The sequence below is a fragment of the Endozoicomonas montiporae CL-33 genome (assembly GCF_001583435.1).
Lineage (GTDB): Bacteria > Pseudomonadota > Gammaproteobacteria > Pseudomonadales > Endozoicomonadaceae > Endozoicomonas_A > Endozoicomonas_A montiporae.
The window spans coordinates 2,139,579-2,161,332 of sequence record NZ_CP013251.1; the positions used below are offsets into that span (position 1 = coordinate 2,139,579).

Consider the following 21,754-nt stretch of genomic DNA (forward strand, 5'->3'; position numbering starts at 1 on the left):
CGGCATGATCAAAAGTAAACTGACGGAAGCCTGGCTGAAAGGCTACTGACGATCTCTGGTCAGCAGAATTTTACCCAGCCGTTTCAGGTTGCTGGCGACAACAGCCAGTGCGACATAGCGCTCAAAGCCTTCTATCCCTTTATCCGGGCATTTGTCGAGACCATTCGCTTCCAGTGCATTGATATCGGATTCAACGGCTGAGTGCTTCCTTCTTGCCCGGATAAATTCCGGGTGGCATTCCCGTTTTTTGTCATTGGCTGACAGCCTGCCTTTCTTGGGAAGAACTGAATGCTCCAGAAGAACTTCCAGCTTTTCAAGATTGCCCGGACTCCAGAAGCCTTTGTCGTAGCTCACCTGGCTTAATGTCGGGAACCGCTTTTTGGCAGCCTCGGCCATAGGTACTGTAACCTGGTCGTCTGTTTGTTTTTGCATGACCTGATGATGCAAAGTAAAACCGAACTGATCCTGCAACACGCAGACCCGTAACCCCAGTTCAACCGGAGTTCCGGCTTTGCCTTTGCTGATCCATTCTGTATGAGGCTCAAAGATTGAGAACACCTTCTCATTATGGGGAATCTGCTCATGTTCTATCACCCGTCGGTAAATCAGGTTTATCTGGTGACGGCTGTGGGCTATGTGGTATTTGAGGTTTTCCAGCCTTGGCTCATCCGGTTGTTTTTTCAACAGCAAGGACAAGGTCGTTTCAGCTTTGCGGACAATTGAAAGGCTGTACTTTATGTACTCAAGGTGAGCCATTTCAATGTCGTGCTGCCGCTGCTGTTGTTTCAGTTCACAGGTTGCGCTGGAATGCTTCAGGTTTCGAGCCTTGTTGTAGCGTTTGCGATGCTGGTCTTTAAGATATTTGCTCTGACGCCAGCCCGGAAGCTGGTACTGATTGGAGAGAGCGGATGCAAACTCAATGCTTTTACGGCAAGCGTCGCTCAGAAGGCTGATATCCGTGGGGAAATGGACATCGGTTTTGACTACGAAGGAATCGGCACGGCCATGTAGCGGCTCATCTTTTTTTTAACCAGCTGGTGACCTGCATCCACCGTGACCTGGTTAATCTGATCCAGTATCTCCGGTGTGAAGAGGCTGATGTTATCCTGCAATGTTTGTATGTGGTAGGAATGGGTACAATATGGGCCGTGACCGAGCATTTTCCGTAATGTCCCATGTTCATTAGCCAACTCTTGCAGGCGGTCGTAGTCACAATTAGTGACAAGGCGCAGAGTGCCAAAGACCAGAATGTTCCAGAGGTCCATACCGGGACGACCATTGTGCCGACTGGCAGGAATCATGTTCTCAAGCACCTGAAAAACCCTGTGTCGCAGCTCAGGTGTTATCCAGATATGTTGCAGCCCCCGAAGCAGACGGGGAATGTCGTCTCTGGACTTGGGATTAAACGTGATGGCGGAGATATCAACTTCGCCCAACTGCATTTGTGGGTTGATGGTTTGGCGCATAAATGTGGAAACAGCCTGTTTTGGAAAATCTTCGAGTACTATATGGGGCTGCAGGCTGCTGTTTTCAAGTGTTTGTGGGTTTTCGGACAGGCACTATTTACGTCATCCTGATTTTCGTAGTGTTGGTGATGGCAATGACATTGCTTTCATTTTGCTTGACGAGGCCGTTGACGATATCACTCCCGTTAACATTGACTGGAGAGAAATGACCGATGATGAGGTTGAATCAACGAAGCCAGTGGTGAATGCATGTGGCTGGGGGCGAATGAAAGCCAGGGAAGATGTTTACCCTAAACGTTTACAATGTACTCAACTGAATTTGTTATCAGGAAGGTTATGTAATGATCTTTATAACCCTTACAAGGAGCTAGGGTTAATCAGCCATTCAGACTCTGAACTGTGTGCGAGTGTTAGCGATTATAAAAAAGATACTTGTTATGGAGATAGTGGCGGTCCTTTATTTCAAATTAGAATGAATTCGCAAACAAGCAAAATGGAAGCGTATTTGGTGGCTATTGTTTCGCATGGTGATCGCTGTGCCAAAAGAGAGAAACCGGGGGTATATGTACGGCTTTCCCATTTTGAACATTTTGGGCGGTGTATTCTTGAAGATGGCCTTGAGTGTGACTATGTCAGCAATTTCCTCACCAAACACCAAAAGAACAAATTGAAAGGTGGTTTTTTGAGAGCCTCTCCGTAATTTTTTTGCAAGCTGCGATAAAAAAGGCTCCGGTTTTTGATGCTTTTTGTAGCATAACACCATTATGATGCTTCTCAAAAAACCAAAAACAGGAGCCATTCCTTGTGGCTTTTGATATTCACAAAAGATTATGGTCAGTCCGATAGCGTAACAACTTGAACTGACAAGGAAAATGATTGGCAATCCCTGTTAGAAAGGGAACTTCTTGCCACCACCCGGAGGCATCATACCACCCATGCCGCCCGGCATCTGACCTTTCATGCCGCCCAGTCCACGCATCAGTTTGCTCATGCCGCCTTTTTTGGAGACTTTCTTCATCATCTTGGACATCTGCTTGTGCTGTTTAATCAGACGGTTGATGTCCTGAATCTGTGTGCCGGAACCGGCTGCGATGCGTTTTTTGCGCGAACCGTTCATAATGTCCGGGTTGGCGCGCTCGGCAGGTGTCATAGAGTTGATGATGGCCTCCATTTGGACAAAAATCTTATTGTCCATCTGCCCCGGCATATTGGCAGGCATGCCGGGCATTCCCGGTAGCTTGTCCATGACGCCGGCAAGGCCGCCCATTTTTTTCATCTGCTGTAGCTGGTCGCGGAAGTCTTCGAGGTCGAAGCCTTTGCCTTTCTTCAGCTTGGTGGCCAGTTTGTCGGCTTTTTTCTTGTCGAGCTTCTGCTCGGCTTCTTCGATCAGGGAGAGAACGTCACCCATGCCGAGGATTCGGGAGGCGATACGATCCGGATGGAACGGATCCAGTGCGTCGATTTTTTCACCCACACCAATAAACTTGATCGGTTTGCCGGTAATGTGGCGCACGGACAGGGCAGCACCACCGCGGGCATCACCATCGGCTTTGGTCAGAATAACACCGGTCAGTGGCAGAGCGTCGCCAAACGCTTTGGCCGTATTGGCGGCATCCTGACCGGTCATGGCATCGACCACGAACAGGGTTTCTACCGGATTGATGGCAGAGTGCAGAGACTGAATCTCTTCCATCATTTCGCCATCAATATGCAAACGACCGGCGGTATCGACAATCAGAACATCATAGTGACCAATGCGGGCTTCCTGAATAGCGGCATTGGCAATATCAACAGGCTTTTGCTGAATGTCGGACGGGAAGAATTCCACGCCCACTTCGCCTGCCAGTGTTTCCAGCTGTTTAATCGCTGCCGGACGGTACACGTCGGCAGACACCACCAAGACTTTCTTTTTGTGGCGTTCTTTCAGGAATTTGGACAGCTTGGCGACCGAGGTGGTTTTACCCGCACCCTGCAAGCCTGCCATCAGGATGACAGCGGGCGGCTGGGTGGCAAGGTTCAGCTCGTCATTGGCTGCACCCATCACCTCGATCAGTTCGGCCTGAACGATTTTGACAAACGCCTGACCCGGGCTCAGGCTGGACTGAACTTCCTGACCAATGGCGCGTTCTTTGATGCGGCTGATGAACTCTCTGACCACTGGCAGGGCAACGTCTGCCTCCAGCAGCGCCATGCGCACTTCGCGCAGGGTGTCTTTAATGTTGTCTTCAGACAGCTTGGCCTTGCCGGTGACGTTTTTTAACGTTTGCGACAGGCGTTCGGTTAAATTCTCAAACATTCTGTATTCCCGAAGTCACGGTAGAACAAGGTGACTCTTAGAAGATGTGAAGCAGGTTGTGAGGTATTATATCCAAAATTCGCAGAAAAGGGGCAGTGTGATGTGTTGATCAGTGAGGCTGAGGCTGTTGCAATGATTATCCAGATTGAAGCAGGCCGTAAAAGTCTGTTCATTGAGTCTTAACCGGACATGTGACACACTCACCCGATAACAACACCGCATGGTTAAGAGTGTTACAGCCGAAATGAATGTTATGCTGGCGAGTATCGGGGCGTTTGTGTTTTATTCTCTGGGGGCTTTTACCCAGGGGCGCAGGGTATTCATCCAGTCCGGTTCCCGTCAGATGGTGCTGGCGGCTACGGCTGTTGGTGCGGTGTTCCAGACAGTTGCTCTGTACTTTTCACTGCATGGTTCTGGTGGTATCAATCTTGGGTTGTTTAATATTGCTTCTTTAAGCACCTTGATGGTCACCATGGTGGTGCTGCTCAGTAGTCTGAAAAAACCTTCCGAAAGCCTGTTTCTTCTGATTCTTCCTTTTACGATATTAACGGTTCTGCTGGCCTGGCTGGCTCCGGTGGATCATATTGTCTGGCGACCGCCTTCAATGATGGTGGCGCACGTTCTTTTATCGGTACTAGCGTATGGCATTCTGATGGTGGCTGCGTTTCAGGCATTGATGCTGTCTTATCAGGAGCGTCAGCTAAAGCATCATAATCGCCGTAAAATCATGCAGGCACTGCCGCCCTTGCAGACGATGGAAAAGCTGCTGTTTGAATATGTCGCGGTCGGACTGATTTTGCTGACACTGGCCCTGATGACCGGCTTTTTGTTTATGGACGATATGTTCGCTACCCGCATTATTCATAAAACCGTTCTTTCTATCATGGCGTGGGGACTGTTTGCTACATTGCTGATTGGGCGAAAGCTGTACGGTTGGCGGGGGCAGACCGCCATGCGCTGGACCGTGGCCGGACTGGTGATGTTGATGGTGGCTTACTTTGGTTGGCACCTGATGGTTGAATTGTGGCTGTCTACTACATAATCCACTGCATAAATCGTGGTGAAGGGCTGCCTTTTGAGGCGGTCTGACGGTAAACTACTGGCTTACACTATTTTCCAAAAACGAGGCGTTACCCCCCTTGAGTGAAGCATCCCTGAGTGTTCTGGTGGGCATTCTTATTTCCCTGCTGCTGTTCTCTGCTTTTTTCTCCAGTTCTGAAACCGGCATGATGGCGATTAACCGCTATCGTCTGCGTCATCTGGTTCGTAAAGGGCATCGTGCTGCCCGACGCACCCATGGTCTGCTGGAGCGTCCGGATCGGTTGATCGGGGTCATTCTGATTGGTAACAACTTCGTTAATATTCTTGCTTCGGCACTGGCAACGGTGATCGCAACCCGAATCTGGGGCGATAGCGGTATTGCCATTGCCACCTTTGGCCTGACGCTGGTGGTGCTGATTTTTGGTGAGGTCACGCCGAAAACCCTGGCTGCCATGTTTCCCGAGCGCATTGCATTTCCGGCTTCTGTCGTGTTATCGCCTATGCTGAAAGTGCTGTACCCGGCGGTGGTTGCCCTGAACTGGATTTGTGGCATGTTGCTCAGGCCGTTTGGTATCAAGCCTGGTCAAAGGAGTCAGGATCAGTTAAATGTTGAAGAACTGCGAACCCTGGTCAACGATCCGGGCATGTTATTACCGCAAAAGCGTCGTGGTATGCTGCTGGGCATTCTGGATCTGGAAAAGGTGCGGGTTGATGACATTATGGTGCCCCGTAATGAAGTAGTGGGCATTGATCTTGATGATGATATTAAAGATATTATTGACCAGTTACACGACACCCAGCACACACGGCTGCCGGTATTTCGCGGGGATGTGAATAACATTGTCGGTATGCTGCATATGCGTAAGGTTGCCCGCCTACTGAGTCAGGAAGAGGTGAATAAGGCGATGTTGATGCAGGAAACCATTGAACCCTATTACGTGCCGGAAAGTACGCCGCTTCATACCCAGCTGTTCAACTTTCAGCAAACCAAAGAGCGGGTGGCGCTGGTGGTGGATGAGTACGGCGACATTCTCGGACTGGTCACGCTGGAAGATATTCTGGAAGAAATTGTGGGTGACTTTACCACCGATGTCTCTGACAGCAGTCAGGATATAACGCCGCAGGAAGATGGTACCTATATTATTGATGGCTCGGCATCTCTGCGTGATATTAACCGGGCGCTGGGTTGGGCTCTGCCAACGGAAGAAGCGAGAACCCTGAATGGCCTGATTACGGAAGAAATGGAAACCATTCCTGATTCGAGTGTTTGTCTGAAGGTGGGTGGTTACAAGCTGGAAATTATGCTGGTGAAGGATAACCGTGTGAAGTCGGTGAAGGTCTGGCAGTAGTCAGGCCTTCACAGGTTAGCATTTTCGCCGTAAGCCCCCTGACTTTTAGAGGGTGTCGCAAAACCCACTACAAGCCGGTAATCTGGATATAAAGTAGCTTTACCGGCTTCAGTATGACAGCAAGACCGCAAATCAAGATTAATACAGCTCCACAGCTCGATATTTTTTCAGGTGCAGCCAGTAGTCCGGATCACAAAAAACACGATAAGCCCAAAGGATCAGGCAACAAAACAGACAAACGACGTTTTGTTGCTCCGAACCCCAACGCCATCACCCTTGGCAACTCTAACTTGAAAGAACACCTTGAGCTAACTGGTCAGAAAACACCTTTTACTGTTGCATCCCTTCTTGATGAGCAAGACTGGTCTGATTTTGAGCAAAGGTATGCCTCAGAAGGTCGCCCTCCTTATTCACCCCGTAACATGATGGGTTTGATTCTCTATGGCATTATGCAGGGCATTACCTCGCTGAGAACTCTGGAGCGACTAGCCCGTGTTGATCTTGGCTGTATGTGGGTTACCGGTGGGATTTTTCCAGACCACGCCATTATTGGTCGCTTCATCAATATGCATAGCAAGTCCATGGCCGGTGCATTTTTTGAAAGCCTGACACGAGCCGTCCTCAAAAAGACGAACTCTGATGGTAGCTGTCTGGCTGGTGATGGAACGGTCATAGAAGCCGCCTGCTCAAGCTACAACCTGATGAAGCAGGAGGCTGCACAACAGGCTCATGAAACAGCACAAAAGCAAGCTGACAACCATCCAGACTGTCCTGAAAACAAAAAGAAACTGGAGATGGCCAGCAGTACTCTCGAAGCAGTTATTGAACGCAACGAGAAGCGAAAAAAGAATGGTAAATCAGGAAGTGCTGTCGTTAGCCCTACAGAGCCTGAAGCCGTTGTTCAAAAGATGAAACGGGGGCGAGGTTATACAACGGGTTACAAACCATCCGTGTTAGCCAATAACAAGCGGGTGGTACTGGCTCAGGCTGTTGATCCCACCAATGAAACAACTGTCGTAAGTCCAATGCTTGATCAGTCAATGCAGATCACGGGCAAACCAGTAGATGAAATGCTTCTGGATGCTGGTTACTTCAATGATGAAGTCATTTCAACCAGTCTGGAACGCGACATCAGCCTGCTATGCCCTGAGGGTAAAGAGCCAGGCAAGCCCAAAGAATCCAAAAAGTTCCAGAAGGGACATTTTTATTATGATGAGACTAATGACGTTTATCGTTGCCCTGCAGGAAAAGAGCTGGTTCTCATCGGGCAGATAAAGGGAAGCATTCGCACAAAAGAGCAAAAGATATATGGCAATGGACCGTGTGAAGGTTGTCCTCTCAAAGATCAGTGTACGACCAATAAGAAAGGGCGCCGCATAAAACGCTATGCGATGGATGATGCCAAGGATGCACTGAGGCAGGTTATGCAGCACCCGAAAGCTAAAAAGTCTTTCAGCAAAAGAAAGGCGATGGTTGAGCCTGTCTTTGCCTATTTACGGGATATACAGGGGTTAAACCGTTTTCGTCGCAAGGGGTTGGAGAAAGTTAAACTGGAGTTTGGCTTACACCTGCTGGCCTATAACCTGAGCCGGGCTGTAAAAGCCAGTTTTCACGCTATTTTCAGGTACAACAGGATTCTCTGGCTGTACTTTGAGCGGTATCGGCCATTTGACAGAAAATGGGGCAGCTGGGAAAGAGATCCAGTGAAGCGTCATTCTTTGCAGAGAAAAGTGCTTCACTGGGTTTAAATTTTGGCTTTTAAGACACCCTCTTTTAGGCAGGGGATATAAGGCGGGAGTCCGCAAGGACTCCTAATCAGGTCTGGCTTGATTCTCAATGTAGGTTTTGAGCACATCAATGCTTGCGCCGCCGCAACTGCCAGCAAAGTAACTTCTTGCCCATAAAGCATTTTTCAAATAGGCAGGCTTTACCAGTTCTGGATGATGTAGCTTCATTTTTCGGCTGCTGACCCCTTTGAGGCTATTCACTAGCTTTGATAGCTGTACTTTTGGTGGATAGTGAATGAGCAGGTGTATATGGTCAGTTTCTCCATTAAATTCGATCAGCTCTACCTCAAACTCATTGCACACATGCCGGAAAATATTTTCCAGAGTCTTGAGGTGCTTATCATTAAACACTTTACCTCTATATTTGGTGGAGAAAACCAAGTGGGCGTGAAGCTCAAAAGCGCAGTGCCTACCTTTTCGTATTGTCAAAATACACCAACCTGCTATTATGCGTTATAAATATTTAAATCAAAGTATATAGCAGATATACACCAATGCTTAAAGCCACTAAAGTACGCATCTACCCAACGCCAGAACAGACGGTTTTTTTAAACCGTCAGTTTGGTGCTGTGCGTATGGTCTGGAATAAGGCACTGGCGATAAAGACTCATTACTATAAGGTACGGGAGCAAAATCTTTCCCCGAGAAAAGACCTGAAACCTCTGCTGGTCACTGCCAAGAAAAGCCGCAAATATTCATGGCTGAAAGAAGCTGATTCGATTGCCTTGCAGCAGTCTGTTATCAATCTGGACAAGGCGTTCCAGAACTTCTTTAACCCGAAGCTGGAAGCCCGCTTTCCCCGCTTCAAGTCGAAACACGGTAAACAGAGTAGTTACCATTGCATGTCGGTTGCTGTGGGCGAAAACTGGGTCAAAGTCCCCAAGTGCAAACCAATCAAGGCAAGGATTCACAGAGAAATAACCGGAACAGTCAAGTCCATCACTCTGACCAAAACACCAACAGGTAAGTTCTACGCTTCTGTTTTGGCTGAAGATGATATGTCTGAAGCGAGGCAGATAACCGAACTGCAAAGCTCTCGCATAGTTGGCGTTGATGTTGGTTTAACTGACATTGCCATTACCAGTACCGGAGTAAAAACCGGCAATCCCCGATTCATAAAAAATGCACAACGCAACCTGAAGCGAAAACAGAAGGCTTTATCAAGATGCAAGAAAGGCTCTAAAGGCAGAGTCAAAGCAAGATTACTCGTGGCAAAGGCGCATGAGCGTGTAGCCTTTGCCCGTAATGACTTTCAGCACAAACTTTCCAGACAACTCATTGACGAAAACCAAGCGGTGATTGTGGAAACGCTGAAGGTCAAGAACATGCTCAAGAACCATTGCCTTGCCCGATCCATAGCTGATGCAGGCTGGCACTCCCTTGTCATCAAGCTCGACTACAAAGCGAAACAGGCAGGTAAGCATCTGGTGAAGATCGACCAGTGGTTTGCTTCCTCGAAGACGTGTTCCTGCTGTGATCGAAAGCAAGAGGAAATGCCGCTGAATATCCGGTCATGGACGTGTGAATGCGGGTATGTCGCAGATCGTGACATCAACGCTGCCATCAACGTGAAGAAGCAAGGTATTTTGAAATTAAAGGCGGAAGGGCTGTCCGTCTCTGCTGATGGAGGCAAGCGTAAATCCAGCACAGTGCTGGTTGCTGCCTGAGAAGTCAGAAGCCCCCAACTTTAGAGGGTGTCTTAAAAGTCAAAACTCAAATCCAGTGAAGCACTACTTTTTGCAAAGCATGATGCTTCATTGTGATTCTTCCCTTATTCGTTCGTTTGCTGCCAAATGACCAACGTGATCCAGATAGCAACCAGAGAAGCCAGTTTAACCATAAAATGACGTAAATACTGACTTTTACAGCACGACTCAGGTTATAGGCCAACAGGTGTAGGCCAAATTCCAGTTTAACTTTCTCCAGTCCCCTGCGACGAAAACGGTTTAACCCCTGTATATCCCGTAAATAGGCAAAAACAGGCTCAACCATCGCCTTTCTTTTGCTGAAAGACTTTTTAGCTTTCGGGTGCTGCATAACCTGCCTCAGTGCATCCTTGGCATCATCCATCGCATAGCGTTTTATGCGGCGCCCTTTCTTATTGGTCGTACACTGATCTTTGAGGGGGCAACCTTCACACGGCCCATTGCCATATATCTTTTGCTCTTTTGTGCGAGTGCTTCCCTTTATCTTGCCGATGAGAACCAGCTCTTTTCCAGCAGGGCAATGATAAACGTCATTGGTTTCATCATAATAAAAATGCCCCTTCTGGAACTTTGCTGACTCTTTGGGTTTGCCTGGCTCTTTACCCTCAGGGCATAGCAAACTGATATCGCGCTTCAGGCTGGTTGCAATAACGTCATCATTGAAATAACCCGCATCCAGTAGCATTTCATCAACAGGTTCACCCGTTACTTGCATTGACTGGTCAAGCATTGGGTTTACAACAGTCGTTTCATTGGTAGGGTCAACAGCCTGTGCCAGTACCACACGCTTGCTATTGGCTAATACCGATGGTTTGTAGCCTGTCGTGTATCCTCGCCCCCGTTTCATCTTTTGAACAACGGCTTCAGGCTCTGTGGGGCTTACGACAGCACTTCCTGATTTACCGTTTTTCTTTCGCTTCTCATTGCGGTCAATAACTGCTTCGTAAGCACCGCTGGCCATCTCCAGGTTCTTTTGATTTTTAGCGGAATCTGGATGGTTGTCAGCTTTCTGTTGCGCTGCTTCAAGAGCTTGCTGCGCGGCTTCCTGCTTAATCAGGTTGTAGCTTGAGCAGGCTGCTTCTATGACCGTTCCATCACCAGCCAGACAACTTCCATCGGAGTCTGTTTTTTTGAGAACAGCTCGTGTCAGGCTTTCAAAAAATGCACCGGTCATGGACTCGCTATGCATGTTGATGAAGCGACCAATAATGGCATGATCTGGAAAAATCCCTCCGGTAACCCACATACAACCAAGGTCAACACGAGCTAATCGTTCCAAAGTTCTCAGCGAGGTAATGCCCTGCATAATGCCATAGAGAATCAAACCCATCATATTACGGGGTGAATAAGGAGGACGTCCTTCCGGGGCATACCTTTGCTCAAAATCAGACCAGTCCTGCTCATCAAGAAGTGCTGCAACCATGAAGGGCGTTTTTTGACCAGCCTGCTCAAGGTGCTCTTTCAGGCTCGTGTTACCGAGGGTGATAGTGTTGGGGTCAGGAGCAACAAAACGACGATTGTCTGATTTATGGCCTCCTGATCGTTTGGATTTGTCCTGCTTTTTGTGATCAGGACTACTGGCTGCACCTGAAAAAATATCGAGCTGTGGAGCAGTATTAATCTTTATTTGCGGTCTTGTTGTCATGCTGGAGCCGGTAGAGCTACTTTATATTCAGATTACCGGCTTATGAAGGCTTTTGCGACACCCTCTTTAGTTGGGGGAGCAGTCACTTATACCAATCAAAGTTATTATACCAATCGCAGTTATTAGCTATTCTATTGCGCTGGCTTTTTGAGCGATTATCCTGCGTTGGCGATCGTCGCCTTTATGCCCTATGGGTATTGTCTAATCGCCCAAAAACCATGCTCATAACGAAGCTAATAACTTTGATTGGTATTAGTCTTCAAAAAAGGGACGCCAGATATATTGTGTTTCGTCGATAGTCCACTTTGCCAAGGCAACCATCAGGTTGGCAACGGGCGGCTTCAGGTACAGCTCTTTGAAGCCGTAGTGAGGGAAGAGATCAAAGTCTTTATCGGCTTTGATTTTTCCCACAAGGGCTGGCAAGTGTGTTTGAAACCAGTTTTCTGGCAGGTCATTGTATATCCAGATAATGTCTACTTTCTCCCCACCGGGAATGCCGTAACAGTCATTCTTCAAAGTCGTCAGGCCGGTTTGTTTGTAAACAATGGGCTTGCCGTTTTCCTTGGCCTTCCATAATGCCTCGGCCAATGGTTGATAATGCGCATCACCAAAAACCTTATTTCTTGAACTGAGAACGCTACAGTCCTGCTGATGAATGTGCGTATCAGGTTGATAGAATTTTTTTTCTGCAGACTCATCAGGAATAATTCCGAAATAAGAAGGGATGACTTTATCCATCCCAATAATGCCTGTCCCGCCTGTTTTTTTCGGAGTATGTTTTAGCGGAATATCAGTGTGTACGAACGCAATGATTTTTTTCTGTCCGCGCCGTAGCAGGGGCATGATGCTGACATAATCTTCGTTGCCACTGTCTGCAAACATTCGGCTTGAAGATTTAATGGTTTTTTCTTGCAGATTGGGTTCCGGGTACTGGAATTCAGGTGGAAAGTAACTGAATGGGATTGTATCAACATAGTTGGCACCGGTAGTCGCCATGGCATTCGCTACTGTCAGCCCTTTACCCTCACCAAGTTTTACTTCACAGTAGTCATTGCTGCATGACAGCTTTTGCTCTTTGATGTCGCGGTTGAAGCCGCAGGGCGGAAGTGTATAGGCACCCTCTTTAAAGCTGGTTATGGCTCCGCCAACCCATTCAGGCGTCATTTCGATGGGTATCTTTTCTTCATGCTGACCCTTCAGGTAAGCATTGATGATCAGTTCGCCTTTATTGGTCAGACCCGGAAAGGCTGCAGGTGCAAGCTTGGCGTCAGGCTTCAAGTCGAAGCGTTCTAACAGTGCGTAGGAGAGATATTCTTCCCACCCTTTGTAGCCTGGGAAGATGAACGGGAAATGACGCCACAGGAAGAAGGAAAGAGCTGCGGAGTAGTAGCCCAGATGCTGCGCCACACTGGCCAGTCGATCGCCTTTCAGTTGGGCGATATTGTTTTCTGCAGGTGTTTTTTCAGTATCGTCCCAGTAAAGCTTATTCAGTTCAATATTGGGTGAGCCAAGAAATGCCTCTACCTTCTTTGGAGAATGCATCAGGGTAGCCGTAATTGCCCAGGCTCCCCCGGAGGAGGCAGAGAATCGGGATATTTCAGTCTTGTATTCCGGTTGCATAAACTGACTAAGGGCTTCAAGCAGGACTAAAGCCCGGGAGCCGCCACCAGACAGGGCCAGTCCGACTTTTTCAGACAATGCCTGTTGTCTCTTGTAATCAGCATCAGAGGTGTTTTTTTTATTCAGCAGGTGAATGTCAGTGGTTGAATCAAGACATGTCAGGAGAGGGGTGTCGTCTGAATGGGTCATCGGGCAGCTCAGTGCCAAAGCAACCAGACAGGGTTGAATCAATCGCAATCGTTGAAACGGATTCATAGCAGTCTACATCAGTTCACAGTGATAGCTACAAGTTTAGTTCCAATTGTGTGATTTGCCGTCTGATTCTGTTGTGTGCTTTATGATTTAAATCGTTGCCTCGGGCGAAGGCCAAACTCGCGGTCAAAATGCGGAACGTCAAGGGGGATGTTGGTGCCGAATCCGGCATTGAGACACTCTGCCAGCATGATGGCTGTCAGCCCCCAGATCCGGTATTCCCGATACTGAAAAAAGGGCATCCGGTATGTGTGTTCGCTCATCTGCCAGAGATCGCTCTGAAGGTTGTCCGGATTCAGCAGAAATTCCAGGGGGACGGTGAATATTCGATCCAGTTCATCGGTATTTGCCCTCAGTTCCGGAAGCTGGGCAATGACTCCGACAAAAGGCGTGACTTCCAGTCCAAAGCGGGACACTACACTACTGCCTCGTCCGATGATTTTGACTAATCCCGGTTCAAGGCTGATTTCCTCCCAGGATTCTCGTAAAGCTGTAGACAGAAGGTCTGTGTCGGCTTCATCTTTTTTTCCACCGGGGAAGGCGACTTCTCCACTGTGGGTATTCATGTGGGAGGCTCGACGGGTCAGGATCAGGTGGAAACTGTTGTCTTGTCTGACCAGAGGAATAAGAACGGCTGCTTGTGGCAGGTCGCTATTCAGGCTTTGGTAGGGGTAGTTTTGAAATTTTTGTTCTAATTCTCTAAGCATAAACAGTCTGAAGTGTTGTCTATTATTTTTATTATAATTCAGAGCATCTTTATTCAAAATTCAGATTCAGTCTTCGTCAGCTTCTTGGCGATGAAAGATGCTTTTTACCGGTACTTTTCATACTAACACAGTCTTTTAAAATTACCCGTCTTTTGTCGCTTTACCCACACGCCGACCAACAAGTGATGGACAAGCAAGAGCTCCTCGTTTTAATGTGGAATGAAAGACTGGTGAGGAAGGGAGTGAACGTGAAGTATTGCAGCCACTGTGGTGCCCGGGTGCGACAAGAAATTCCGAATGGAGATAATCGACCGAGGGATGTGTGCGGCGAATGCGGCATGATTCATTATCAAAACCCCAGAGTCGTCGCGGGCTGTCTGCCGGTATACGACAACAAAGTATTGCTTTGTCGGCGCGCAATAGAACCCCGTAAAGGTTTATGGACGTTACCCGGTGGGTTTCTGGAGCTTGGTGAAACCATTGAGCAGGGTGCGATCAGGGAGACTTTTGAAGAAGCCGGGGCAGAGGTGACTGTCACACAGCTTTATACGCTGTTTAATGTCCTGCATGTCGGTCAGTTGTCGCTTTTCTTTCTGGCCGAAATGGATGTGCCGGTTTTTTCTGCGGGCGTGGAAAGTCTGGAAGTGCAACTGTTTGGTGAACAGGATATTCCCTGGGATGAGCTGGCTTTTACCACCATTCGTCTGACCCTTGAATACTATTTTTCAGATCGGCGTCGAGGTGAGTTTGTACAACGCATTCAGGATATTAATTACAACACTGCTAAGACTCAGACTCTGAAAGCGGGAAGTGCCTGACGGGCCAGACTTCAAAGGCGGGCTCTTCGTAGGGGTGTGCTTTAATCAGTGCTGTGACAGCGGCTTCAACCTGTTCATCAGGGCACATCATTTCAACCTTGTATTCTTCAAACTGCTCTAATGTTTCGGGTTTTCCACGAAAGGGATTGCTGCTTTTCAGTCCCCGAAACTGCATTTGTCCCAGAGCTTGCCAGCAACACCGATCATAGTGCCTGTATTTCCCAGCCCCGGCGTTAAAAACAGCGTCTTTAACCGTTTCCAGATGAGAGGCCGGGACATAGAAACAAAGCTTATGCATAACGATTAAAGACGGGTGTCGCGTACATGGTTAGCAACCATTTGCGATGATCATTGTCTGCAGCTGCCAGCCTCTGCTCAAACTCCGATCGTTTGCTATCCAGATCCACATCGGGAAACAAGCTGTTCAGGTCTGGAACCGGAGCGCCTGTGTGCAGGTTTTTCATGGCTTTCCAGGCAAAAAGGTTGGCAGGCTGCAGCTGATAGTTCTTATGAATTTGTCGGTCAACTTCCATCACTACATCATTCGCCGAGTCATAGTCGCCTGTCAGTGGTGTGCCAAAAGCAATGTGGACATGGCCTTTCTGGCCTTCGATGCCTTTAACGATGCTGTGCATGTCTTCGCCTTCCGATTTCATGTAGCTACCGTTGTGCTCGGTTTCATACAGTTCTCTGGCTTTCATGGTGTCGCAGGGGTCGTACTCATAGGAAATAGCCACTGGCACAATGTTCATGGAGCGAATACTGTCTGAAAAAGAAGTGTCAGCCCCTTTGCGACTCATATGAAACATCTTGATGATGGCGCTGTCGGTCAGGTCATTGCCGTCTTTGGCCCGGCCTTCACTCTGGGCAATCCAGACGGAATGACCGGTGTCGATGGAGTGGTGGATATAGGCCGACAAGGTCTGGAAAGCCTTCAGTTTTTCCCGGCGCCCGGACACCGAACGCTTAACAATAAAGCTTTTGTTAAGGCGCATCAGGTCACTCACGAACGGTCGCTGTAGCAGATTGTCGCCAATGGCAATACGAACGGTATCCATACCGTTTTTATAAACGCCGTAATTCACAAAAGCCGGATCCATAACGATATCGCGATGATTGGACAGGTAAGTGTAGGCAACACCTGGCTTCAGGTTTTCAATGCCTGAATAGGTGATGTGACTGGTGGTGGATTCAATCACCTGAGACAGATACGGCTCAATCACTTTCTGCAGGGCATCGATATTGTGAACGTCTTTAAGGCGGGAGCGCAGGCCTCTGCCTGTCAGCCAGTACATGATGCCGCCGAGCCACTGGGACAGGCGTGGGAATTGATGATGTGACAGTGCGTGCAGTAACTCATGATCCTGAAGCAGTCGTTCAAGCGTCGGGCGTACTTCATCATCGTGATAGGGTCTTATTTCGTCGAAGCGTTCCATCAGATCATTGTTCTATGGTTGGTTTGTACAGCTATGGTTTGTGCAGCTATGGCTTGTGCGGCTATGGTTGGCTGAATAGCACCAGCGAATTATATAGCCAGTTTTTTTGCGGGTCTGTAGTCAACGTGTTCCTCTTTGTAACCGTTGCTCTGTTATTACAATCTGCCCTCTGTGTTTGTCCTGTCAGGCCTTGTTCGGGTCTTGTTCCGGCCTTGTTCCGGTATAGTGGCTTTGCCTTGGTATTATACGTATTATTCCCGTGAGTGTAATATGCCCTACAAGCCAAATGGCAATTCAGTGCAGTAAGGTTTTTTAAAAATGTCTATAAAAACAAAATGCCAATGCGGAGTCTTTGCAACTTTAATGCTATTTTCAATGTCCGGCTGGAGTTCGGATTTTGAAAAACAGGCTGATTCTTCTGAGTCCGGGGCGTCCGTGCTCGAAGCCGGAATCACTCTTTTAAAGTCGCCGGGTCGATCCGGTTCAGCCAAAGCGGCATCCCTGTTGCAACCTCTTGCCGATGAGGGTAATTCCCGTGCACAGTTATGGCTCGGCAGGGCTTATCGCGATGGTCTGGGAGGTATGGAAAAAGATACCAGGAAATCTTTTCAGTACTTTCAGGAAGCCGGTGGACGCGAGGGGATGAATCCGGAAGCTCAGCTCGAACTCGGGCGGGCTTACATGAAGGGCGAGGGAACGGACAGAAATTTAATTGCTGCTTATATGTGGACAGCATTGAGTGCTGACAAACAGGGTAGCTGGACCAGTGATGCCATTGTACAACGAGATGATTTACTGAACCGGCTGACACCTGCCCAGCGAGAGAAAGCCGGGGAGCTGGTGGAGCAGCTGCGCTCAATTTACCTGAAACAACCCTGATGCTGGTTGCTTATGATCAAAATATACAGTCCCGAAAATGTCATGGAAGCGCAATGTCTGAAAGACTTTCTTGAACAACAGCGCATTAACTGTTTTATAGGAGGTCAATATCTGGCAGGTGCGATCGGTGAACTACCAGTGACCGGCCTTCTCGGGCTGTATGTTGAAGAGATTGACGCAGAGCTGGCGAAAAGTCTGATCTGTGACTACCTCAGTGCAACGCCTGTTTTTCATAGTAAATAATGTTTTTGAAGTACTACTGAATATTTTACAACAACTTAATGATTAATGAAGTCAGGTAATAACAGAAGACAGGGGTCAGGTGGTTTTGTTTGCTGTCTGGCTCTGCTGTTGTTGTTTTGTTCCAGTTTGATGTTCACTGCCGCGTCTGTCTGGGCAGGAGGAAATGAGGATACACCACCAAACTTTCTTTCTACACTTCAGTTGCTGAATTTGAGGCGTGACGAGTTTATTGATGCGATATTGATGCTGATGGCAAGGCGACAGGATCAAAGTGTTCTGATGGATTCAATGCACTACTATCGCATGATAGTCAGATCCCCAAGAGTCTCTTCCTCTCCGAAACCTGGAAGTCCCGCAAAAAAGAGTAAGGTAGAAGGTCACTTTTTGTCACCGTCCCGTAAGTCGTCATCCAGTAGTACACCTCCGTTTTCGCCCAAACGGGCGTCGGGATTATTTTCCAGTTCGCCTCAGCCAATGTGTCCGGCTCGTTTTTCATTCAGTCCGGAGTCAGGCGTCTCTTCTGGCTCCAGTTCACCAATTGCGATGACTTTCAGGTCGAGAAACAGGTCTTCAAACGACTTTGGGGGGCGCCTGAGTATGGGGTTATCAAACTTGGCCCTGTTGTCTCTTCCTACTGATACCAGTCAGTCATCGGGTATTTCCGGTGAAGGGAAAGACGATTTTGTTGAGGGTGATGTTTTCGGTATGTCAATGGAACTGTCGGAGTCCGACAGACCAATAAAAAAAGAAAGTACACAGGGGGCTTTGAAAAAAGATCAGGCAGGCAGGAATTTCCGTCCGGCAGGTTTTGGTCTGAGTTTTTTTATTGAAAAAGACTATATCAAAGAAGATGAGACGGACTCTGTTTTGAACGAGTTGGCTAAATCTCCGTCGAAGTTTGATACCGCAGAGGCAGCAAGCGACAGCCCTCTGGGACGTAGCCCTGCTCTTCTGAGTGGTCTGGATTCGGGTAAGTTACACAAAGACCTGATTGACAGAAATCGTGCCCGAAACAAGCGTCGGCGCAGCTCTCAGCCTAACATTGATGAGTCTGAGCAGGTGGTCGGGTCGCCTCCTGGCTGGTATATACAGTCAGGCCCTAAAGCAAAGGTCTTCGACTGTGACAGGATTGACCTGTTTAATGATGCTAAATTTGGCAAAGCCTATAAGGAGTATGCTCATTGGTGTCGGTATTATCGAAACATTCCTCAGCCTGCGGATCGGGAAGCTGACTTTTTTGAAGTGTTTGTCAGAGTGATTGATGATAGAAAACCGAGGAGCGACAGAGCTTATATTCATGATGATATGTTGTGCATTGTTACCTCTCTGGGCGACTCTGGAACACCAATGACTTTTGAGTTTTGCGCCAAGTTCCAGAGGTATGAGCAATACAGTCTCGCAGCGCTGGCCAGAAATGAATACAAGTCGGCTGCAAGAGCCAGTCCGACTGACCAGGCTTTTGATGCGAGTGTTGAGCTTTTCCTGCGAGAATTCGAAAATAATGCCCGCTTTGAAATGTTCAACGAGTGTGAACAGCAAGTGATTAAAGTGGACGGATATGACAAAGACATTCTGTTTCGATGCATCGGGCGTGGGCAATGCAAGGCGGTCTTTGAAATCGATGAGCTGTTTCCCGGCCTTGCCTTTTCATGGCAGCGGGGTCATACCCAGGACAGTGCCAGACTGCTTGAAGGGCTTCAGTCGGCTAGCCTGACGGTTTACGAAGAGCTTGCCATGGGGCGGGATCCAAAAACCCGGGAGTTGCTCGATACCGACCAGATTAAGAAACCACCGCACAAAAGTATAGATTCCACCCGTATGCCCTCGGTCTATCGTCTGATCCCGGCTGTGGATGGTTCAACCACTGTCGTCGAGATTCAGCACCGGATAAAGCCTGAGAACCTGGCCCAGACTTATATTGTTGAAGCCCTGAGGCATGGGTTAGACCATGCTGTTGAGATAAAGGTGAAGTTCAGGGAAGATATTCCTACCACCGTTATGGACTTTAACCGCGTTCCGAAAGAGGGAAGCTATGTTGCTTATAACTATGAAATAATGCGCTACCCTCTCGTTAATATTTTAGAAGCGATTTTTGAAACACTGATTGACCAGCTGATTCAGTTTACCAACACACTGGGAGAGTTCAGATCATTACGAAATATGCCTGTCAGCATTGGTGTAGACTCAAAACTGCCAAACTATTACGTGTCTTTCTATATGGGTGCAGATGGTTCTCTGAAAGCCGACCTTAAAAATTTTGATAATGAACCGCCCAACCTTAAATTACTTGATAATGGTGAACCTCTTTATCACGGCGGCCCCTTATTCGACTGTATCACAGACCTGTTTCCAGACTCACACCTTCAAGAGGATTTCGTTGAGCGGGTACAGAAAATAACCGCATTTCGCAGTTTGCTAAAAAAACTTCTGGCCAGTATTGCTGCGGATTACATTAAGTATCAGCAGGGCGCTACCTTTGATTTTCAATGGGTGATTGATCAGATTAATGATGAAGCTCACAGTCAGGAAGCCGGAGAGCCGCCTGTGACCTGGAGTGAAATTGAAGAGTACATGGAGAAAAGCAAGAGATCCCATCAGGCTTTCCGGTTGTATGTGTGGGTGTGTCAGCTGGTCGCCAAATTCCGGCCCGATCGAATTAAAATGCCTCAGGCCTTTATTCCTGTCAATCACGACCAGAAAGACTGGCTAAAGCGTATTCAGCAGAAATATGAACGTGCTATTGTTGGCCTGATTTTGCAGAATCGCCTGCAAGAGCTGGATCAGCTCTTGCAGGCGATTCTTTCCGACGAGATTGATTACCCTTCCGACGCGCCTTTACCGTTAACAGCTTCGCCCTGGCTTCGGCAATACATGGCTCGTTTTCATGTTCTGGAACAGAGGTTTGGGGGGCTCTTTTCCCATTATATGAACCAGATGCAAGGTGAGGATCCGGTTGTGTCGGCTCTGGAGGTCTTGCTAGACGACTTTCTTAATTCAACATTGGAGTCGTTAGATAATGATTTAGCCAATGGATACGGTGCCTACTGCCTGAGTGCCCGGCTACCCGTTATCAACCAGTTAGAGCATAAGCACTTTCATAGTTGGTGGAACGCCTGGCGACTTGTGCGGCTGCAGTGCGGTACCGCTTCCCGGCTTACGGATGCACAGCAACAGCGGTTTGTCGGGCAGGCAGATCCAACGTTTGTATTCAAGGCATTGAATGAAAGCTGGAACAGTACTCTGCAGATGGTGCGCTTTGGTAGTCCACAACTGGCCGTTGCTCACCTGTTGGGTTTGAATCGTGACCGGGCCCGGGCACTGTTGCATCGCCTGCTGTTTACTGTACGTGGAGACGGGGCTGAGCCTGCAACCCAATGGCTTTTTGACCTGCGGCAATGGTTTGATGCCCGACAGTTATCCGATGGTGATCATTACAGGTTGTTAGCCTTGTTTGCCGGGCTGCTTTTGAAGGGCGACATTCATGTTTTTGAGTTCGATGGAGGCCGGTTTATAGGTGTGACTGTGTTGGGGATGAGTTATGACTCATCTCAAAGCTGGGTTCACAGTGAGAGATTTATTCCTTTTGAGGAGGTGAACCTGTCGCATTACTCCCCCGGACAAAGGCCGGAGCATTATATTTTATTTCACAATGTTATCCGGGGGCAGACTACTGGATATAGTCCACAGCAACTCTGGTGGAGTGTTGGCGTGCCCTTGCCTCCAGTGCAAACGGATCCTGATTTTGATGAGTTGCTTCACCCGGCACAGGTGTATGATGTTCAGAATCCGGTGAACCGGGCCCGGTTAAATCAGCCCGCCGGGCACCACGCCGACTTCCTGAGACAATATATTGGCAATTGGAGAACGCTGTTTGTGGCTGCCGGTTTCAGGGTTATTCATACCCCCAAAGATAATTCCTGTCTTTATCACGCCATTGCCGAAGTGTTGTCACGAAAGCTGAACCGAACCATCAAAGCTGACGAAGTAAAAGCAATAATCAGGCAGTTTCTGGCTCGACTTAAACATAAGTTTCAACTCAATATGGGGGCATACAATAATCAGGATCCGCGTGTGATTGAGCCTTACACCGGGGAAGAACTGTATCTGTTAAATACGATGGGTGGCATGCTGGATGTACTGGATGCCGAGATTAATGTTGAGGGGCTCTGGAATGATTACAATATGGTGATTGTTGCTGCAAATGCCTTTCAGACACCTTTGCACTTTATTGTGCCTCATCTTGCGCCTATTCAGAACGAGGCGCACGCTGCGGTTAATGTGATACAGGTGAACCCTGCCCAAGACAATCAGGTGATTGACGCCGTGCCCTATGAGGCTGTCATTTTCTACACCGGCGGAGCACACTGGGAAGCAGCTGAACCATCGGGTGAACGCGGTACTTCTTCGCTGGAAGGTACCTTTTCGGAAGAGTGTGCAGTCCATGGTCTGGCTGCTGTACTGGCTTTATTACAAGCGCATGGAATGAATCCTGTTAAGTAATAGTACGCT

At 48.2% G+C, this 21,754-nt stretch carries 17 protein-coding genes; 9 read left to right on the top strand and 8 right to left on the bottom strand.

Annotation, left to right across the window (positions count from 1 at the left end; genetic code table 11):
- Window positions 1–42: 42 nt before the first annotated feature.
- Window positions 43–1,466, bottom strand: a protein-coding gene (locus tag EZMO1_RS25460) for an ISNCY family transposase (RefSeq protein ID WP_244886736.1) whose coding sequence is annotated in 2 segments (ribosomal slippage) — window positions 43–1,022 and window positions 1,022–1,466 — 1,425 coding nt in all. Because the reading frame shifts where the segments join, the coding sequence is not laid out codon by codon here.
- Here EZMO1_RS25460 and EZMO1_RS09840 point away from each other — a divergent pair.
- On the top strand, window positions 1,453–2,166 hold the full coding sequence (locus EZMO1_RS09840; protein WP_061509425.1) for a S1 family serine peptidase: 714 nt from the start codon (window positions 1,453–1,455) through the stop codon (window positions 2,164–2,166). The two genes, EZMO1_RS25460 and EZMO1_RS09840, sit on opposite strands and share 14 nt — an antisense overlap.
- Before the next feature lie 189 nt (window positions 2,167–2,355).
- Here EZMO1_RS09840 and ffh read toward each other — a convergent pair whose 3' ends face one another.
- Window positions 2,356–3,762, bottom strand: a complete 1,407-nt coding sequence (gene ffh / locus EZMO1_RS09845; RefSeq protein ID WP_034873070.1) for a signal recognition particle protein — start codon at window positions 3,760–3,762, stop codon at window positions 2,356–2,358.
- A gap of 220 nt (window positions 3,763–3,982) precedes the next feature.
- Between ffh and EZMO1_RS09850 the strand changes: the two genes are divergently transcribed.
- The 3 genes from EZMO1_RS09850 (at window position 3,983) to EZMO1_RS09860 (ending at window position 7,900) form a co-directional block, all read left to right on the top strand.
- Complete coding sequence (locus EZMO1_RS09850) at window positions 3,983–4,804, top strand: cytochrome C assembly family protein (RefSeq protein WP_051789372.1); 822 nt, start codon at window positions 3,983–3,985, stop codon at window positions 4,802–4,804.
- 97 nt (window positions 4,805–4,901) lie between these two features.
- Window positions 4,902–6,152 (top strand): HlyC/CorC family transporter, encoded by a 1,251-nt coding sequence (locus tag EZMO1_RS09855; RefSeq protein ID WP_034873071.1) that lies wholly within the window; start codon window positions 4,902–4,904, stop codon window positions 6,150–6,152.
- A gap of 113 nt (window positions 6,153–6,265) precedes the next feature.
- On the top strand, window positions 6,266–7,900 hold the full coding sequence (locus EZMO1_RS09860) for an IS1182 family transposase (RefSeq protein WP_061509427.1): 1,635 nt from the start codon (window positions 6,266–6,268) through the stop codon (window positions 7,898–7,900).
- Window positions 7,901–7,963: 63 nt separating this feature from the next.
- Here the strand turns inward: EZMO1_RS09860 and tnpA are convergent, their stop codons facing one another.
- A complete protein-coding gene (tnpA, locus tag EZMO1_RS09865) occupies window positions 7,964–8,386 on the bottom strand; it encodes an IS200/IS605 family transposase (RefSeq protein ID WP_413783201.1) in 423 nt (140 codons plus the stop codon).
- Between the two features lie 47 nt (window positions 8,387–8,433).
- On the opposite strand from tnpA, the gene EZMO1_RS09870 reads away from it, so the two are divergent.
- On the top strand, window positions 8,434–9,606 hold the full coding sequence (locus tag EZMO1_RS09870) for an RNA-guided endonuclease TnpB family protein (protein WP_034873072.1): 1,173 nt from the start codon (window positions 8,434–8,436) through the stop codon (window positions 9,604–9,606).
- Between the two features lie 46 nt (window positions 9,607–9,652).
- Here the strand turns inward: EZMO1_RS09870 and EZMO1_RS09875 are convergent, their stop codons facing one another.
- From EZMO1_RS09875 to EZMO1_RS09885, 3 genes are all read right to left on the bottom strand, one after another.
- The gene (locus tag EZMO1_RS09875; RefSeq protein WP_086936405.1) at window positions 9,653–11,290 is read right to left on the bottom strand and encodes an IS1182 family transposase; all 1,638 of its coding nucleotides are present in this window, start codon (window positions 11,288–11,290) and stop codon (window positions 9,653–9,655) included.
- Window positions 11,291–11,542: 252 nt separating this feature from the next.
- Window positions 11,543–13,165, bottom strand: a complete 1,623-nt coding sequence (locus tag EZMO1_RS09880; protein ID WP_034873073.1) for a patatin-like phospholipase family protein — start codon at window positions 13,163–13,165, stop codon at window positions 11,543–11,545.
- 80 nt (window positions 13,166–13,245) lie between these two features.
- The gene (locus EZMO1_RS09885) at window positions 13,246–13,869 is read right to left on the bottom strand and encodes a CoA pyrophosphatase (protein WP_034873587.1); all 624 of its coding nucleotides are present in this window, start codon (window positions 13,867–13,869) and stop codon (window positions 13,246–13,248) included.
- 248 nt (window positions 13,870–14,117) lie between these two features.
- Here EZMO1_RS09885 and EZMO1_RS09890 point away from each other — a divergent pair, with 248 nt between their 5' ends.
- Window positions 14,118–14,687, top strand: a complete 570-nt coding sequence (locus EZMO1_RS09890) for an NUDIX hydrolase (protein WP_051789539.1) — start codon at window positions 14,118–14,120, stop codon at window positions 14,685–14,687.
- Here the strand turns inward: EZMO1_RS09890 and EZMO1_RS09895 are convergent.
- A complete protein-coding gene (locus EZMO1_RS09895) occupies window positions 14,653–14,985 on the bottom strand; it encodes a YqfO family protein (RefSeq protein WP_034873074.1) in 333 nt (110 codons plus the stop codon). The two genes, EZMO1_RS09890 and EZMO1_RS09895, sit on opposite strands and share 35 nt — an antisense overlap.
- Window positions 14,978–16,123, bottom strand: a complete 1,146-nt coding sequence (locus tag EZMO1_RS09900) for a 1-acyl-sn-glycerol-3-phosphate acyltransferase (RefSeq protein ID WP_034873075.1) — start codon at window positions 16,121–16,123, stop codon at window positions 14,978–14,980. The genes EZMO1_RS09895 and EZMO1_RS09900 overlap by 8 nt, the downstream gene beginning before the upstream one ends.
- A gap of 363 nt (window positions 16,124–16,486) precedes the next feature.
- Here EZMO1_RS09900 and EZMO1_RS09905 point away from each other — a divergent pair, with 363 nt between their 5' ends.
- The 3 genes from EZMO1_RS09905 to EZMO1_RS09920 are packed head-to-tail and all read left to right on the top strand — an operon-like array spanning window position 16,487 to window position 21,745.
- Entirely contained in the window at window positions 16,487–17,002 is a 516-nt protein-coding gene (locus EZMO1_RS09905; protein WP_160174011.1) for a tetratricopeptide repeat protein, read from the top strand.
- 12 nt (window positions 17,003–17,014) lie between these two features.
- Window positions 17,015–17,245, top strand: coding sequence for a putative signal transducing protein (locus EZMO1_RS09910; RefSeq protein WP_034873077.1), 231 nt, complete (start codon window positions 17,015–17,017; stop codon window positions 17,243–17,245).
- Window positions 17,246–17,290: 45 nt separating this feature from the next.
- Window positions 17,291–21,745, top strand: a complete 4,455-nt coding sequence (locus EZMO1_RS09920; protein WP_145912555.1) for an OTU domain-containing protein — start codon at window positions 17,291–17,293, stop codon at window positions 21,743–21,745.
- Window positions 21,746–21,754 lie beyond the last annotated feature (9 nt).

Excerpts from the sequence above, each read along its gene's own strand:
- EZMO1_RS09920 (WP_145912555.1), top strand. The coding sequence starts at position 17,291 with ATGAAGTCAGGTAATAACAGAAGACAGGGGTCAGGTGGTTTTGTTTGC.
- EZMO1_RS09870 (WP_034873072.1), top strand. The coding sequence starts at position 8,434 with ATGCTTAAAGCCACTAAAGTACGCATCTACCCAACGCCAGAACAGACG.
- EZMO1_RS09910 (WP_034873077.1), top strand. The coding sequence starts at position 17,015 with ATGATCAAAATATACAGTCCCGAAAATGTCATGGAAGCGCAATGTCTG.
- EZMO1_RS09860 (WP_061509427.1), top strand. The coding sequence starts at position 6,266 with ATGACAGCAAGACCGCAAATCAAGATTAATACAGCTCCACAGCTCGAT.
- ffh (WP_034873070.1), bottom strand. The coding sequence starts at position 3,762 with ATGTTTGAGAATTTAACCGAACGCCTGTCGCAAACGTTAAAAAACGTC.
- EZMO1_RS09840 (WP_061509425.1), top strand. The coding sequence starts at position 1,453 with ATGGTTTGGCGCATAAATGTGGAAACAGCCTGTTTTGGAAAATCTTCG.
- EZMO1_RS09895 (WP_034873074.1), bottom strand. The coding sequence starts at position 14,985 with ATGCATAAGCTTTGTTTCTATGTCCCGGCCTCTCATCTGGAAACGGTT.
- EZMO1_RS09875 (WP_086936405.1), bottom strand. The coding sequence starts at position 11,290 with ATGACAACAAGACCGCAAATAAAGATTAATACTGCTCCACAGCTCGAT.
- EZMO1_RS09900 (WP_034873075.1), bottom strand. The coding sequence starts at position 16,123 with ATGGAACGCTTCGACGAAATAAGACCCTATCACGATGATGAAGTACGC.
- EZMO1_RS09880 (WP_034873073.1), bottom strand. The coding sequence starts at position 13,165 with ATGAATCCGTTTCAACGATTGCGATTGATTCAACCCTGTCTGGTTGCT.
- EZMO1_RS09885 (WP_034873587.1), bottom strand. The coding sequence starts at position 13,869 with ATGCTTAGAGAATTAGAACAAAAATTTCAAAACTACCCCTACCAAAGC.
- EZMO1_RS09905 (WP_160174011.1), top strand. The coding sequence starts at position 16,487 with ATGCTATTTTCAATGTCCGGCTGGAGTTCGGATTTTGAAAAACAGGCT.
- EZMO1_RS09850 (WP_051789372.1), top strand. The coding sequence starts at position 3,983 with ATGGTTAAGAGTGTTACAGCCGAAATGAATGTTATGCTGGCGAGTATC.